12 protein-coding genes are annotated in these 13003 nt (G+C 66.1%); 8 read left to right on the top strand and 4 right to left on the bottom strand.

Annotation, left to right across the window (positions count from 1 at the left end):
• Positions 1 to 42: 42 nt before the first annotated feature.
• The 7 genes from E8M84_RS11015 to E8M84_RS10985 all read left to right on the top strand — a co-directional run bounded on the left by E8M84_RS11015 (position 43) and on the right by E8M84_RS10985 (position 7064).
• On the top strand, positions 43 to 687 hold the full coding sequence (locus E8M84_RS11015) for a DUF4129 domain-containing protein (RefSeq protein ID WP_170971907.1): 645 nt from the start codon (positions 43 to 45) through the stop codon (positions 685 to 687).
• Positions 684 to 1988, top strand: coding sequence for a hypothetical protein (locus E8M84_RS11010; RefSeq protein WP_137111246.1), 1305 nt, complete (start codon positions 684 to 686; stop codon positions 1986 to 1988). Before E8M84_RS11015 ends, E8M84_RS11010 begins: the two co-directional genes overlap by 4 nt.
• Entirely contained in the window at positions 1978 to 2934 is a 957-nt protein-coding gene (locus E8M84_RS11005; RefSeq protein ID WP_137111245.1) for a MoxR family ATPase, read from the top strand. The genes E8M84_RS11010 and E8M84_RS11005 overlap by 11 nt, the downstream gene beginning before the upstream one ends.
• Positions 2935 to 2966: 32 nt before the next feature.
• On the top strand, positions 2967 to 4214 hold the full coding sequence (locus tag E8M84_RS11000; RefSeq protein WP_240790355.1) for a DUF58 domain-containing protein: 1248 nt from the start codon (positions 2967 to 2969) through the stop codon (positions 4212 to 4214).
• Entirely contained in the window at positions 4214 to 5212 is a 999-nt protein-coding gene (locus E8M84_RS10995) for a stage II sporulation protein M (protein WP_137111244.1), read from the top strand. The genes E8M84_RS11000 and E8M84_RS10995 overlap by 1 nt, the downstream gene beginning before the upstream one ends.
• Complete coding sequence (locus tag E8M84_RS10990; RefSeq protein ID WP_137111243.1) at positions 5209 to 6123, top strand: RDD family protein; 915 nt, start codon at positions 5209 to 5211, stop codon at positions 6121 to 6123. The genes E8M84_RS10995 and E8M84_RS10990 overlap by 4 nt, the downstream gene beginning before the upstream one ends.
• A gap of 149 nt (positions 6124 to 6272) precedes the next feature.
• Positions 6273 to 7064, top strand: coding sequence for a hypothetical protein (locus E8M84_RS10985; protein ID WP_137111242.1), 792 nt, complete (start codon positions 6273 to 6275; stop codon positions 7062 to 7064).
• Between the two features lie 49 nt (positions 7065 to 7113).
• On the opposite strand, the gene sucD is transcribed toward E8M84_RS10985, so the two are convergent.
• The 4 genes from sucD to E8M84_RS10965 all read right to left on the bottom strand — a co-directional run bounded on the left by sucD (position 7114) and on the right by E8M84_RS10965 (position 11433).
• Positions 7114 to 8013, bottom strand: a complete 900-nt coding sequence (sucD, locus tag E8M84_RS10980) for a succinate--CoA ligase subunit alpha (protein ID WP_137111241.1) — start codon at positions 8011 to 8013, stop codon at positions 7114 to 7116.
• A gap of 10 nt (positions 8014 to 8023) precedes the next feature.
• A complete protein-coding gene (locus tag E8M84_RS10975) occupies positions 8024 to 9196 on the bottom strand; it encodes a malate--CoA ligase subunit beta (RefSeq protein WP_137111240.1) in 1173 nt (390 codons plus the stop codon).
• Between the two features lie 94 nt (positions 9197 to 9290).
• A complete protein-coding gene (locus E8M84_RS10970; protein WP_137111239.1) occupies positions 9291 to 10229 on the bottom strand; it encodes a CoA ester lyase in 939 nt (312 codons plus the stop codon).
• Between the two features lie 4 nt (positions 10230 to 10233).
• A complete protein-coding gene (locus E8M84_RS10965; RefSeq protein WP_137111238.1) occupies positions 10234 to 11433 on the bottom strand; it encodes an alanine--glyoxylate aminotransferase family protein in 1200 nt (399 codons plus the stop codon).
• Positions 11434 to 11587: 154 nt separating this feature from the next.
• On the opposite strand from E8M84_RS10965, the gene E8M84_RS10960 reads away from it, so the two are divergent.
• Positions 11588 to 12982: a short-chain fatty acyl-CoA regulator family protein gene (locus E8M84_RS10960; RefSeq protein WP_137111237.1), complete on the top strand. Its 1395-nt coding sequence runs from the start codon at positions 11588 to 11590 to the stop codon at positions 12980 to 12982.
• The last annotated feature ends 21 nt before the right edge of the window (positions 12983 to 13003 follow it).

Genomic DNA, 13003 nt, shown 5'->3' with positions numbered 1-13003 from the left:
CTGTGTCTTTCCCTTTCCCCCTTCGCGGCAAGCGCGCAGGAGGTGACTGCTCAACCGCTGGAGATCAGGCCGTCCGGCGAGGCTTATCTGGACTCTCTGGGCTACCGTGGCATCGACACCGACGTCGGCTACTATGATCCAACTGGCGCCTTGCCCCCGCTGGAGACCAGGCAGGACCCGCAGAAGGCGCCGACGGAAAGTGACGGAACGACCGAGATTCATGCGCCGTCGGACCTGGTGATTATCGTGATTGCCGTGGCTATCCTGATCGGGGTGATGCTGATCTTCCTGCAGTTCGGGGGTGGGCTGACGTTTTCGCTGGAGGGCGAGGTGCAGAACCCGGCCCGGTCCCGGCGGCTGCGGGGGCAGCAGTCGCTCGCCGACATCGGCACTCCGGCGGATCTGCAGGCGATCCTTACGACAGCAGACCGCAGGCGCGCGCTGGTGATGCTGGTCCAGGCCGCCCTTGCGCGCACCATCGCGGCGAACGGAGTGATCCTGCAGCCAAGCTGGACGATGCGGGACGCGCTGCGCCATATTCCGAAGGCGCAGGCGCATCTTGACGCTCTGCGCGCCCTGGTGATGGCCGGAGAGAGGGTGCTGTTCGGCAACCGGGATGTGTCCGAAGAGGAATTCCAGTCCCATGTCGCCAAGATCCGTCCCCTGATGACGGGGCCTGCAGCATGACGGACACCAGCACCCAGAGCCCCGCGCCGATTCGGACCGATCTGGTGATCGTGGGTCTGGTGGCCGGGCTGGTGCTGGCCGGACTTCTGTATCTGTTGTCACAAGCGCAGCAGGAACTGCGTCGCTCGCCCGTGGGGTTCGATGGGTTGCAGGTTTGGCTCGCCTCGGAAGGGGGCAGCGCGCAGAACTTTACCGGGGGCTGGCTGCTGGATCCGGCCAGCATCGGCCTTCTGGTCCTGCCGGTTTTCGACACGGTGCCGGGCCGCGATCTTGAGCCTGCGCTGGACAAGCTGCAGCTTCTCTACCAGCAGGATGAATCGGACCTGGACTGGCGTCCGTTGCGGGAAAAGATCGAGACGCTGCCCGGGTTGATCGTCCTGCCGAAATGGCGCAGCGGCATGCGGCTGACGGGGATCGCCCATCCGGCGCTGCTGGTGGAAGAGGCCCGGCTGAATGCCCTTTTGCGCTCGCTTACCGGAGAAAAGACCATCCGTTTGTCGCGCGTCCGTCGGGTGTTCACCAGCTTGCCCTACCGGTCGCAGTCCGGGGTCGGGATGGAGGCCGAACTTTACGCGGCGCAACTGTTCGACGGGTCGGCCTGCGCGCCGATCATCGGGCAGGGGGCCGAGACGCTCTTGGCGTCCTGCCCGGTTGCCGGTTCCAACGGGACGGTCCTGATCCTGTCGGACCCGGACCTTCTGAACAACCACGGCCTGCGGCTGGGCGACAATGCCCAGATCGCGCGGGATTTCCTGTTGTCCGCCGCCGGTGACGGCAGTCTGGTCATCGACTACAGCCGCGACAACTGGCTGGCCTCGACCGAAGAGCCGATCCAGCGGGAACGAACCTGGGCGGACCTGTTGCGGTTCTTCCAGCCGCCGTTCCTGGCGCTTTGGCTGGGCGGCGGTATCACGCTGGCTCTGGTCCTGTGGCGATCCTTCCGGCGGGCCGGGCCGGTTCTTCGCACGAAGGTGGCGGACAGTGGCAAGCTCTTGGCGATCCGGGCGCGGGCGCGGCTGATGCGGCTGACCGGGCAGGATGGTGCGCTTCTGGCAGACTATGCCGCGGCCCGGGTTGCCGCCACCGCCGCGCGGCTGGTCGGGCCCGGTCATGCCCGACAGATCGGCGAGGAGCGGGCATTCCTGCGCTATCTGGCCCGCCGCCGCCCCGACCTCGCCGCGCGGCTGGAGGAGGTTATCGGACGGGTGAAGGCGCTGCCCGCCCGCATTCCCGCGACCGTCGCGATCCAACATGTCGAAGACCTGGAACAGATCCTGGAGTTGATTGCCAATGACCCTTGAAACCCTTCGCGACCGGGCCGATGCGTTGCGCGCCGAGATCGGGCGCACTGTCCTTGGCCAGGAAGAGGCCGTTGACCTGTTGCTGGTCGCGTTGTTCGCGCGGGGGCACATCCTCTTGGAAGGCCCGCCAGGCACGGCCAAGACCCTCTTGGCCCGCAGCTTTGCCGCCGCCCTGGCGCTGGAGTTCGGGCGTGTCCAGTTCACCCCGGACCTGATGCCGGGTGACATCCTTGGCACCTCGATCTTCAACTTCCAGACCAATGCCTTTGTCCTGACCAAGGGGCCGGTGTTCAGTCAGGTGCTGCTGGCCGACGAGATCAACCGCGCCCCGCCGAAGACGCAGGCTGCCCTTCTGCAGGCGATGAACGAACGGATGGTCAGCATCGATGGCACCGATCACACGCTGGGGTCGGACTTCATCGTCATCGCGACGCAGAACCCGATCGAGCAGCAGGGCACCTATCCCCTTCCCGAAGCCCAATTGGACCGCTTCCTGTTCAAGATCGAGATCGATTTCCCGCCCGAGGACGTGGAAATGGCGATCCTGAAGCAGCACGCCGCCAAGCCGATCGAGGCGGGGCTGGAGACGGCCGGGTTCGTGAAGGTGCTTGATGCCGCCACACTGGCAGAAAGCCGGGACCTGATCGACGGGATCATCCTGAAGGATGACATCCTGGCCTATATCCTGCGGCTGATCCGGGCGACGCGGACCAATCCGGAAATTTCGCATGGGGCCTCGACCCGCGCGGCGGATGCGGTGGCCCGTGCGGCCCGGGCGCTGGCGGCGCTGAGCGGGCGCGACTTCGCCATTCCTGACGACGTGAAACGGCTTTTCATTCCCGCGCTGCGCCACCGCATCGTGCTTGGCCCGACGGCCGAGATCGAGGGTCGGGACGCCGAGCAGGTCCTGCAGAACATCTTGAACCAGATCGAGGCCCCGCGCTGATCCGCCCTTCGCCCAGATTGCTGAAGGCAGCCGTGGCTGCGCTGCTGGCCTCGGTCGCGGCCGGGCTCTGGGGCGGGGCGCTGCGCGAGTTTGCGCTGGGGCCCTGGCTGGTGCTGATGGCGGTGGCCTTTGCCGATATCCTTCTGTCGCTGTCGCGCGGGAAGTCGGTCACCGCCAGCCTTGCGCCGGAAATCTTCCTTGGCGAAAGCGCCGACCTGACCCTGTCGGTCACTCCCGCGCCTGCCGGTCTGACGGTGCGGTTCGACTGGCCCGAAGGGCTGAGCGGTCCAGCCGACTGCCAGTTTGCGGGCGATGCGGTCAGGGTCACCTGTCTGGCGGTCCGGCGCGGGGTGTGGCGGTTGACGCGGCTCTGGCTCTCATGGCCATCGCGGCTGGGTTTATTCGAGTTCACGCCGCGTCTCGCCGTCGCGGTGGAGAGCCGTGTGGTGCCGAACATCCGGCCGGTCCAGTCCGGCGAGATCACCACCAGGGTGATGTCGAGCCTCTATGGCATGAAGGAAAACCGGGCGATCGGCGAGGGGTCCGAGTTTCACCAGCTGCGCGACTTTGTCCGCGGGATGGACGTGAAAAGCATCGACTGGAAGCGGTCGGCCCGGCGCCGGTCGCTGGTCGCGCGCGAACTTCAGGCCGAGCGCAACCACCATGTCATCCTGGCCTTTGACACCGGCTACCTGATGCAGGAAGAGGTGATGGGTCTGCCGAAGATCGACCATGCCACCACGGCGGCGCTGGCCACGGCATGGGCGGCGGCGGTCGGGGGCGATCTGGTGGGCTATTTCGCCTATGATGCGCGCCCCACGACCTTCATCGCGCCGCGTCCGGGTCGTCAGGCCTTTGCCCGCCTGCGCAGCTGGACCGCCGATCTGGCCCCCGTGGGACGCGAGACGAACCACACGCTGGCGCTGACCGACCTGAACGCCCGAACGCCCAAGCGCAGCCTGATCATCATCTTCACCGACTTCATCGACACCACTTCGGCCGAGCTGATGATCGAGAACATCGGCATCCTGTCGCGCCGCCATCTGGTGGTCTTCGTCACCATCCGCGACCCCGAGCTTGAGGCGGTGGTGGAGCAGGCCCCCGACGATCTGGACGGCGTGGTGACTCTGGTCGCGGCGAACCAGTGGGTCCAGGACCGCCGCCGCGTGCTGGAGCGGCTGGTGCGGCTTGGGGTGACCATCGTCGATGCCAAGCCGAACACGGTGACGGCCCGGCTGGTGTCCACCTATCTCGACATCAAGGCGCGGGACCTGATCTGATGGCAGAGACGCTTACCCTCCGCTCTGCCCGGTTCCGCGCCGAACGCGAGGCTGACTGGCGGCTTCTGGAATCGCTCGTCACCCAGGCCGAGCGTCGCGGGCTGCACCGGATGGACTTTGCCGCCGCGCGCGACCTTGCGGCAAGCTATCGGCGGGCTACGACATCCCTGGCCATCGCGCGGGAAATCTCGCTGGACCGGGCGCTGTTGGACTACCTGGAGGCGCTGACCGCGCGGGCCTATCTTTGCGTCTATGCCCCGCAGGAACGGCTTGGTGGATTGGTGCGCCGGTTCTTCACCGCATCCGCCCCGCAGGCGTTGCGCCGGTCTTGGGCGTTTATCCTGGTGGGTTTCCTCTGCATGGCGCTGGGGGGGCTGACGGGATTTCTTCTGTATCTGGAAAACCCGTCCTGGTACTTTGTCTTTCTTCCGCCCGAGCTTGCCGGCGGCCGCAGCCCGGATGCGACGACCTCGTATCTGCGATCGGTCATCTATTCGAATGATCCGGACACCACCGGGCTTGGGGCCTTTGCGACCTTCCTGTTCTCGCACAACACCCGCATCGCGATCTTTGTCTTCGGGCTGGGGGTGTTTGTCTGCCTGCCAGCGATTGCCCTGACCTTCTACAACGGGCTTGGGCTTGGGGCGATGCTGGCGTTGCATGTCGACCGGGGCTTGGGCTGGGACATGGGGGGGTGGCTGTCGATCCATGGCGTGACCGAGCTGTCGGCGATCTGCATCGCTTGCGGCGGGGGCATCCAGATGGGGGCGGCGATCCTGTTTCCCGGCGATCTGACCCGGCGCGAGGCCCTGCAGCGTGCCGGGCGCGACGCGGTGAAGCTGGCGCTGGTCGCTGCGGTGATGCTGGTTGTTGCGGCGATCCTGGAGGGCTTCTTCCGCCAGACGGTGCAGGATATGACCACCCGCTATGCCATCGGCTGGGGGATCGGTCTGCTCTGGCTGGCCTGGGCCATGCTGGCGGGACGAGGTCGGGCATGAGGATCTTTCGCCGCAAGAAACCGCGTCCGTCGCCCGACACGATCCTGTCGCCGGAGGGCGTGCCCCTGACGCTGAAGGTGGCGGGGGTTGGCGTCCGGGTCGCGGCGCAACTTGCCGACGTCTTGCTGACCATGGCCGGGGCAGGGGCGATCCTTCTGCTTCTTGACCTTATGCAGCTGACCCAGCCGCACACGCTGTTCGCCATCGCCATGATGCTGTTTTTCCTGACGCGCGTGCCCTATTACGTTATCACCGAGCTGATCTGGAACGGCCAGACGCTGGGCAAGCGGCTGATGAAGATCAAGGTCGTCAGCCACGACGGTGGCACGCTGGGCACCCACGCCATTGTCCTGCGCAACCTGTTGAAAGAGGCGGAGATTTTTCTGCCCGGCACGCTGCTGCTTGCCCTCGATGCCGCCTCGCCCACGCTGTCGCTGATCGCCTTTGCCTGGGTCGTCATGGCCTTCCTGATCCCTCTGCTGAACCCGTACCGGCAACGCCTGGGCGATCTTCTGGCCGGGACGCATGTGATCCACCTGCCGCAGCCGGTGCTGCTGAAGGACTTGGCGCAAGAGGCCATTCCGGTCGAGACCGATGGCACGCGGATCGTCTTCCTGTCCCACCAGTTGGACCATTATGGCGCGTTCGAATTGCAGACGCTGGAAGGCCTGTTGCGCGCCGACACCGGGCGGATGTCGCCCACGGCCTATGGCAACCACCGCAAGACCCTTGCCACGATCATCGAGAAGATCCGCCGCAAGATCGGCTATGCCGACCCGGTCGCCCCGGCTGACCATGCAGCCTTCCTGCAGGCCTTCTACACCGCCCAGCGCGCGCATCTGGAACAGCGCCAGCTGTTCGGGGATCGCCGCGCCGACAAGCATCACGCCGAGGCCGATACCCAGGCGTGAACAATTTGCCACAATTGCAAGGCACGGTTGCAGGACGGCTTGCTGGAATCCGCGGGATCGGGTCCTATCCTCACGCAGCCGTGAACATCGGCAGCACCGTATTCGAACGAAAGGCCTTTCTGGCTGAAGTCACATCGGAAGGAGTTCTCATGAGTTCTGCAACCACCAATCCGCCAGTAGCCGCGCTTGGCGTCGGCTCGATCATCAGCGAAAGCTTTTCCATCCTGTTCCGGCATCTCGGTCCGGTGCTGGTCCTGAGCCTTGGGCCGACGCTGCTTGGCATCGTGATCTCGGGTCTACTGAACGGCTGGAACGAAGCCCTGGGGGTGGCTGAGCCAACGGCGCCGGATGGCGGATACTTTGTCCGGGCAGGCATAGATACCATTGTCCAGCTGGTCCTGAGCGGCGTCACGACAGCGCTGATGGTGCAGATGGCCTATGATGCCAAGCTGCAGCGGCCGCTGCGGCTGGGCGCATATTTCGGCCCCGCCCTGTCGGCTGCGGTCCCGATTGCGATCCTGGGGCTTGCCGGGGGCATCCTGACGGTCCTTGGAATGATCGCGCTGATTATCCCGGGGCTGTGGATCTATGCGGTCTTCTCGATGATGCCGGCTGCGGTGGTGATCGAGAAGGTCGGGTTCGGAGGTCTGAGCCGCAGCGCCAACCTGACCAAGGACTATCGCTGGCCGATCGTCGGCGCGATCATCCTTCTGGTCATCATCGCGGCGGTCATCGGCTTTGTCGCGATGTTCCTGGTCGGGATATTCCTGGGTACGACCGGCTTTTCCGGCGTGGGTCTGGTCGTCGGCATCCTGGTCCTGGGACTGGTCTCGGCCATTGGCGCGGCGCTGGGGTCGATCTCGGTCGCGCTGATCTACGCCCGGCTGCGCGAGATCAAGGAAGGCGCCAGCGTGCAGGACATCGCGGCGGTCTTCGACTGAGACAAAGGGCGTCCCGGCAGCGCGATTGCGTTGCCGGGACGCCGGTTTATCAGGCCGCGGCGCGGCGCTGGGTCAGGACACGGGCCATGGTTTCGCCCATCGCCGAAGGGTTCGGCGCAACGGTGATCCCTGCGGCGGTCAGGATTTCCACCTTCTCCTGCGCGCTTTCGCCGAAGGCCGAGATGATCGCCCCGGCATGGCCCATCTTGCGGCCCTTGGGCGCCGACAGCCCGGCGATGTAGGCCACGATGGGCTTCGTCATGTGCTTGGCGGCCCAGGCGGCGGCTTCGGCCTCTTGCGGGCCGCCGATTTCGCCGATCATCATCACGGCATCGGTTTCCGGGTCCTGCTGGAAGAGCTCCAGGATGTCGCGGAAGGACGAGCCGTTGATCGGGTCGCCGCCGATGCCGACGCTGGTCGAGACGCCGATGCCAAGCGCCTTCATCTGCGAGGCTGCCTCGTACCCGAGCGTGCCCGACCGGCCGATGATGCCCACGCGGCCTGGCATGTAGATGTGCGGTGGCATGATGCCCATGAAGCCCTTGCCGGGCGAGATGATGCCGGCGCAGTTCGGCCCGATCAGACGCAGCTTGCGGCTTTCGGGATAGCGGCGGAGATAGCGCTTGACCCGCATCATGTCCTGCGCCGGGATGCCGTCGGTCACGCAGACGGCGGTCCGGATGCCGGCATCCGCGGCCTCCATGATCGCGTCGGCGGCGAAGGGCGGCGGCACGAACAAAAGCGAGGCCTCGGCGCCGGTGGCGTCCACGGCCTCGCGGACCGTATTGAAAAGCGGGCGGTCCAGCAGCGTTTCGCCGCCCTTGCCGGGGGTCACGCCGCTCACGACATTGGTGCCGTGCTTGATCATGTCGGCAGCGTGGAACTGGCCGATACGGCCCGACATGCCCTGGACGATGACGCGAGTGTTTTCGGTGATCAGGATGGCCATGGTGTCCTCCTTATGCAGCCAGTTTCGGACGGACGGCCACGGCCTTTGCGGCGGCCTCGGCCAGGGTGTCGGCGGTGATGAGCGGCAGGCCAGACTCCTGCAGGATCGCCTTGCCTTCCTCGACGTTCGTGCCCGCCAGACGGACGACGACGGGGATGGTCATGCCGACCTCACGGTAGGCCTTGACCACGCCCTCGGCCACCCAGTCACAGCGGTTGATGCCGGCGAAGATGTTCACGAGGATCACGCTGACGATCGGGTCGGCCAGCACGGTGCGGAAGGCGCGGACCACACGTTCAGGGCTGGCCCCGCCGCCGATGTCGAGGAAGTTCGCAGGTTCGCCGCCTGCCAGCTTGATCATGTCCATCGTCGCCATCGCCAGGCCCGCGCCGTTGATGATGCAGCCGATGTCCCCGGTCAGGCCGACGTAGGCAAGGCCGTGGTCCCCGGCGGTCGATTCCCGCGGGTCTTCCTGGCTGCGGTCGCGCAGTTCGGCGATCTCCGGGCGGCGGAAGAGGGCGTTGGTGTCGAAGCTCATCTTGGCATCGACCGCCAGAAGGTCGCCCGAGCCGGTGATGACCAGCGGGTTGATCTCGACCATCATCGCGTCAAGGTCGCGGTAAGCGCGATAGCAGGCCTGCAGGACGGTCACCATCTGGTTCACCTGCTTGCCCGCCAGCCCGAGCCCGAAGGCAAGCTCGCGGGCCTGGAACTCGACCAGCCCGGCGGCGGGGTCGATGGTCATTCGGCGCAGGCTTTGCGGGTCGGTTTCGGCCAAGTCCTCGATCTCCATCCCGCCATGGGCAGAGGCGACGATCATGATCCGCTCGGTCTTCCGGTCGAGGACGAAGCCGAGGTAAAGTTCCTTGGCAATGTCGCAGGCGGGTTCGACCCAAAGGCGGTAGACGCCCTTGCCAGCCTGATCGGTCTGCTTGGTCACTAACTGGCGGCCAAACAGGCTGGAGGCATAGTTCTGCACCTCGTCCACCGAGCAGCACAGTTTGACCCCGCCCGCAGCACCCCGGCCCCCGGCGTGGACCTGAGCCTTCACGACCCAGGCGTTGCCGCCCAGCTCGCGCGCCCGGTAGGCCGCCTGTTCGGGGCTGTAGGCAAGCCCGCCCTTCGGCACCGGGACGCCGAAGCGACCGAGGATTTCCTTCGCCTGGTATTCATGGATATCCATGTCCGTCCTCCTTGGGCATGACCGGATCGGTCACAGTCTGCCCGTGTTGCAGGTCTTGCGGGTGGTGGATGTGGGCCAGGAAGGCCCACCGATGTTACTTCGCGCTGATCGCGTCAGCGACGACCAACACGTTCCGGGCCATCTTCTCGCTGGCGGCGTCGATCATCTTGCCGTCCAGGCTGGCCGCGCCCTTGCCCTGCGCCTCGGCGGCGCGCAGTTCTTCGATGATGCGGCGGGCCTTGGTCACCTCGGCCTCGGTGGGCGAGAAGACCTCGTTCGCGAAGGTCACCTGTGACAGGTGGATCGCCCATTTGCCTTCGCATCCCAAGGCCGCCGCGCGGCGGGCACCGGCCTTGTAGCCCTCGGGGTCCGAGAAATCGCCGAACGGGCCGTCGATTGGACGCAGGCCATAGGCGCGGCAGGCGGTGACCATGCGGGCGATGGCGGCATGCCACTGGTCGCCCGGATAGTCGGGGTTCAGCCCGCCGATGTTGACGGTGCGCGCCCGCATCGAGGCGGCAAAGTCGGCCACGCCGAAGTGCAGCGCCTCAAGCCGCCCGCCGAACTGGGCGATGGCTTCGACATTGGCCATGCCAAGCGCGGTTTCGATCAGTGCCTCCAGCCCGACGCGGGTGGAGAAGCCCTTGGCCATCTCGATCTGGTTGACCATGGCGTCGACCATGTAGAGGTCGCCCGGCACGCCGACCTTGGGCACCAGGAGGGTGTGGACGCGGTCGCCCGCCTGTTCCATAACGTCGACCACGTCGCGGTACATGTAGTGGGTGTCGAGGCCGTTGATGCGGACCGACACGGTCTTGCCCTTGGCGGCCCAGTCGATGTCGTTCAGCGCCTGGATCGCGTTCTTGCGGGCCTGTTCCTTCTCCGGCGGCGCGACGGCGTCTTCGAGGTCGAGGAAGACGTAGTCGGCGGGGCCGTTTGCGGCCTTGTCGATCATCGTCGGGTTGCTGGCGGGAACCGCGAGTTCCGACCGCTGCAGGCGCTGTTTCTTCAGGGGGTAGAGGGTATGGCTCATCGTCTCACTCCGCGGCCAGGGCGACGACCCGGGCATCCTGTTCATAGACTTCCTGCGCCGCAGCGACGCCTGCACCCAGGGGCACCTTCGCCCCGGCGGCGCGCAGCGACAGTTCGGCCACGGCCAGCGCGGTAAGGCACATGCCTTCGTTCAGATCGCCCAGGTGGCCAATGCGGAAGACCTTTCCCGCCAGTTGCGCCAGGCCCGACCCGAACGAGGTGTTGTAGCGGGTCAGGCCGATCCGGATCACCTCGCGCGCGTCGACGCCTGCGGGGGTGCGGATCGCGGTGACTGTGTTCGAGGCAATCGAGGGGTGCTCGGCGCAGGTGTCGAGGCCCCAGGCCTGCACCCCGGCGCGGACGCCAGCGGCGAGGCGGGCGTGGCGGGCAAAGACCATGTCCAGGCCTTCGCGGTTGATACGGTTCAGCGCCTCACGCAACCCTTGCAGGACTGGGGTCGGCGGGGTGTGGGGGAAGTAGCCGGTTTCGGTCTGCAGCGCGTAATCGTCGAACTTCAGGAAGCTGCGGGCGATGCCGTTTGCCTTTGACGCCGCCATGGCCTTGTCGCTGACGCCCAGGATGCCAAGGCCCGCCGGGGACATCAGGCCTTTCTGGCTGCCGGTCACCGCAAGGTCGACGCCCCAGTCGTCCATCAGGAACGGGATGGAGCCGATGGAGGAGACCCCGTCGACGAACAGGAGCGCGTCGTGGAATGAGCTGTCCAGCGCCTGGCGGACCCCCGCGACATCCGAGGTGACGCCGGTCGCGGTTTCATTGTGGGTGACGAAGACCGCCTTGATCTTGCCTTCGCGGTCGGCGCCCAGGCGGCGGGCAAATTCGTTGACTGGGGTGGCGGCGCCCCAGGCGAGGTCGACAAGTTCGACATCAAGTCCCAGGTCCACCGCCATCTTGGCCCAGAGGGTCGAGAACTGGCCATGCCGCGCCATCAGCACGCGGTCGCCGGGGGACAGGGTGTTGACGATCGCCGCCTCCCAAGCGGAGGTGCCAGAGCCCGGAAACAGCATCACGCGGCCCTGGGTGGTGCCGAAGATCGGCTTCAGGTCAGAGAGGATCGACAGGACGAAAGCGCCGAACTCGGGCCCGCGCTGGTCCTGCTGCGGAACGTTCATCGCCATGCGGACGGTGTCGGGAACGTTGGTCGGCCCCGGGATGTACAGGTGGTTCAGGCCGGGGCGGAAGGTCATGGCGGGTCCTATGAATGCGGCGGTTGTCAGCGAACATGCTTCGCGCCCGATAATTCGGCAAATGCTGACGGGTTCTGCTGTGAATGCAGCAATTTACAAATGTGAGGTTTTGTAATATTGTAAATTCTACAACAGGAAATTTGTGTGCGACGGTATGCAGAAAACCTTCATTGGCCCCCAGTTGCGCCGCCTGCGGCAGGAGCGGCGCGAGACCCAAGGCGCTATGGCCCGGACGCTTGGCATCTCGGCATCTTACGTCAACCTGCTGGAAAACAACGAAAGATCGGTGTCGGTGCAGGTTCTTCTGCGGCTGATGGAGGAATACGGCGTCGACTGGCGCGATCTGGCAGACGACCAGACCGGCTCGATGTTGGCCGACCTGCGGGCCTGTCTGCAGGACCCGATCTTCGCCGGCAGTCAGCCGGACCTTGCCCAGTTGCGCGCCTCGATCGTCCATGCGCCGGACCTGGCGGCGGCGTTGCTGCGGTTGCATCGTGCCTACGGCTCGGCCATCGACCGGCTTTCCGCGCTGTCACAGACCGCGACGGATCCGGCGGGCAGCCCAGAGGCCTCTGTTCACGCGATCTTCCGTCGCAACCGCAACCATTTCCGGGAGCTGGAGCTGGCGGCGGAGGGATTCTGGGAAGGCGGCCGTCCGGACCGGGATGACGTGTATGCCAGCCTGAAGGCCCGGCTGCGTGACCGCATGGGAGTGACCGTGCGGCTGGCGCGGGTCGAGGACATGCCGGGTGCCTTGCGCACCTATGACGAAGCCCGGCGCGAGATCCTGTTGTCCGAGGCGCTGGACCACCCGAACCGCAGTTTCCAGCTGGTCCACATGTGCGCGCTTCTGGAGCGCAGGGGCCTTCTGGACAGCCTGATCGAGCGTGCGGGTCTGGCGGATCCCACGGCAGACAGCCGGTTGCGGGTAGAACTGGCGAACTATTTCGCGGCAGCGGTCCTGATGCCCTATGCTGCCTTCCTGGCCGAGGCGCGGGCCACCAAATACGACTTCGACCTGATGGCGACCCGGTTTGGCGTCAGCTTTGAACAGGCCTGCCACCGCGCGACAACTCTCCAGCGGGAAGGGGCGATGGGTGTGCCGTTCTTCTTCCTGCGGATCGACAAGGGCGGCAACGTGACCAAGCGTTTCAACGCGACCGAGTTTCCCCTGGCCGAATATGGCGGGGCCTGCCCGCGGCTGGACGTGCACACGTCGTTCCGGACGCCGGGGCGGATCGTGCCGCAGTTTGTGGAGATGCCGGACGGCAGCCGGTTCTTCGTGGTGTCGCGCACCGTCGACCGGCCGACCTGGTTCCGCCACGCGCAGGACAACCGGCTGGCCGTTGCCATGGGTTGCGCCATCGAACATGCGGCGCAGATCGGCTACGCCGAGGGACTGTCGGTGACAACCGCACGGATGACGCCCATCGGCATCAACTGCCGCATCTGCCCGCGCACCGGCTGCGACCAGCGGGCGCATCAGGCGGTGATCGACACAAGGCCGGTGGACGAACGGCGGCGCGGGGCCACACGGTTCGACGGCTGAGGCGGAACCCGCTGGAATGGT

It is taken from the genome of Rhodobacter sp. SY28-1, from assembly GCF_005222785.1.
Classification (GTDB): domain Bacteria; phylum Pseudomonadota; class Alphaproteobacteria; order Rhodobacterales; family Rhodobacteraceae; genus Tabrizicola.
The sequence above is the reverse complement of the archived record's forward strand: the minus strand, read 5'-3'. Positions and strand labels throughout refer to the sequence as shown.

Excerpts from the sequence above, each read along its gene's own strand:
- E8M84_RS11010 (WP_137111246.1), top strand. The coding sequence starts at position 684 with ATGACGGACACCAGCACCCAGAGCCCCGCGCCGATTCGGACCGATCTG.
- E8M84_RS11005 (WP_137111245.1), top strand. The coding sequence starts at position 1,978 with ATGACCCTTGAAACCCTTCGCGACCGGGCCGATGCGTTGCGCGCCGAG.
- E8M84_RS10995 (WP_137111244.1), top strand. The coding sequence starts at position 4,214 with ATGGCAGAGACGCTTACCCTCCGCTCTGCCCGGTTCCGCGCCGAACGC.
- E8M84_RS10990 (WP_137111243.1), top strand. The coding sequence starts at position 5,209 with ATGAGGATCTTTCGCCGCAAGAAACCGCGTCCGTCGCCCGACACGATC.
- E8M84_RS10985 (WP_137111242.1), top strand. The coding sequence starts at position 6,273 with ATGAGTTCTGCAACCACCAATCCGCCAGTAGCCGCGCTTGGCGTCGGC.
- sucD (WP_137111241.1), bottom strand. The coding sequence starts at position 8,013 with ATGGCCATCCTGATCACCGAAAACACTCGCGTCATCGTCCAGGGCATG.
- E8M84_RS10975 (WP_137111240.1), bottom strand. The coding sequence starts at position 9,196 with ATGGATATCCATGAATACCAGGCGAAGGAAATCCTCGGTCGCTTCGGC.
- E8M84_RS10970 (WP_137111239.1), bottom strand. The coding sequence starts at position 10,229 with ATGAGCCATACCCTCTACCCCCTGAAGAAACAGCGCCTGCAGCGGTCG.
- E8M84_RS10965 (WP_137111238.1), bottom strand. The coding sequence starts at position 11,433 with ATGACCTTCCGCCCCGGCCTGAACCACCTGTACATCCCGGGGCCGACC.
- E8M84_RS10960 (WP_137111237.1), top strand. The coding sequence starts at position 11,588 with ATGCAGAAAACCTTCATTGGCCCCCAGTTGCGCCGCCTGCGGCAGGAG.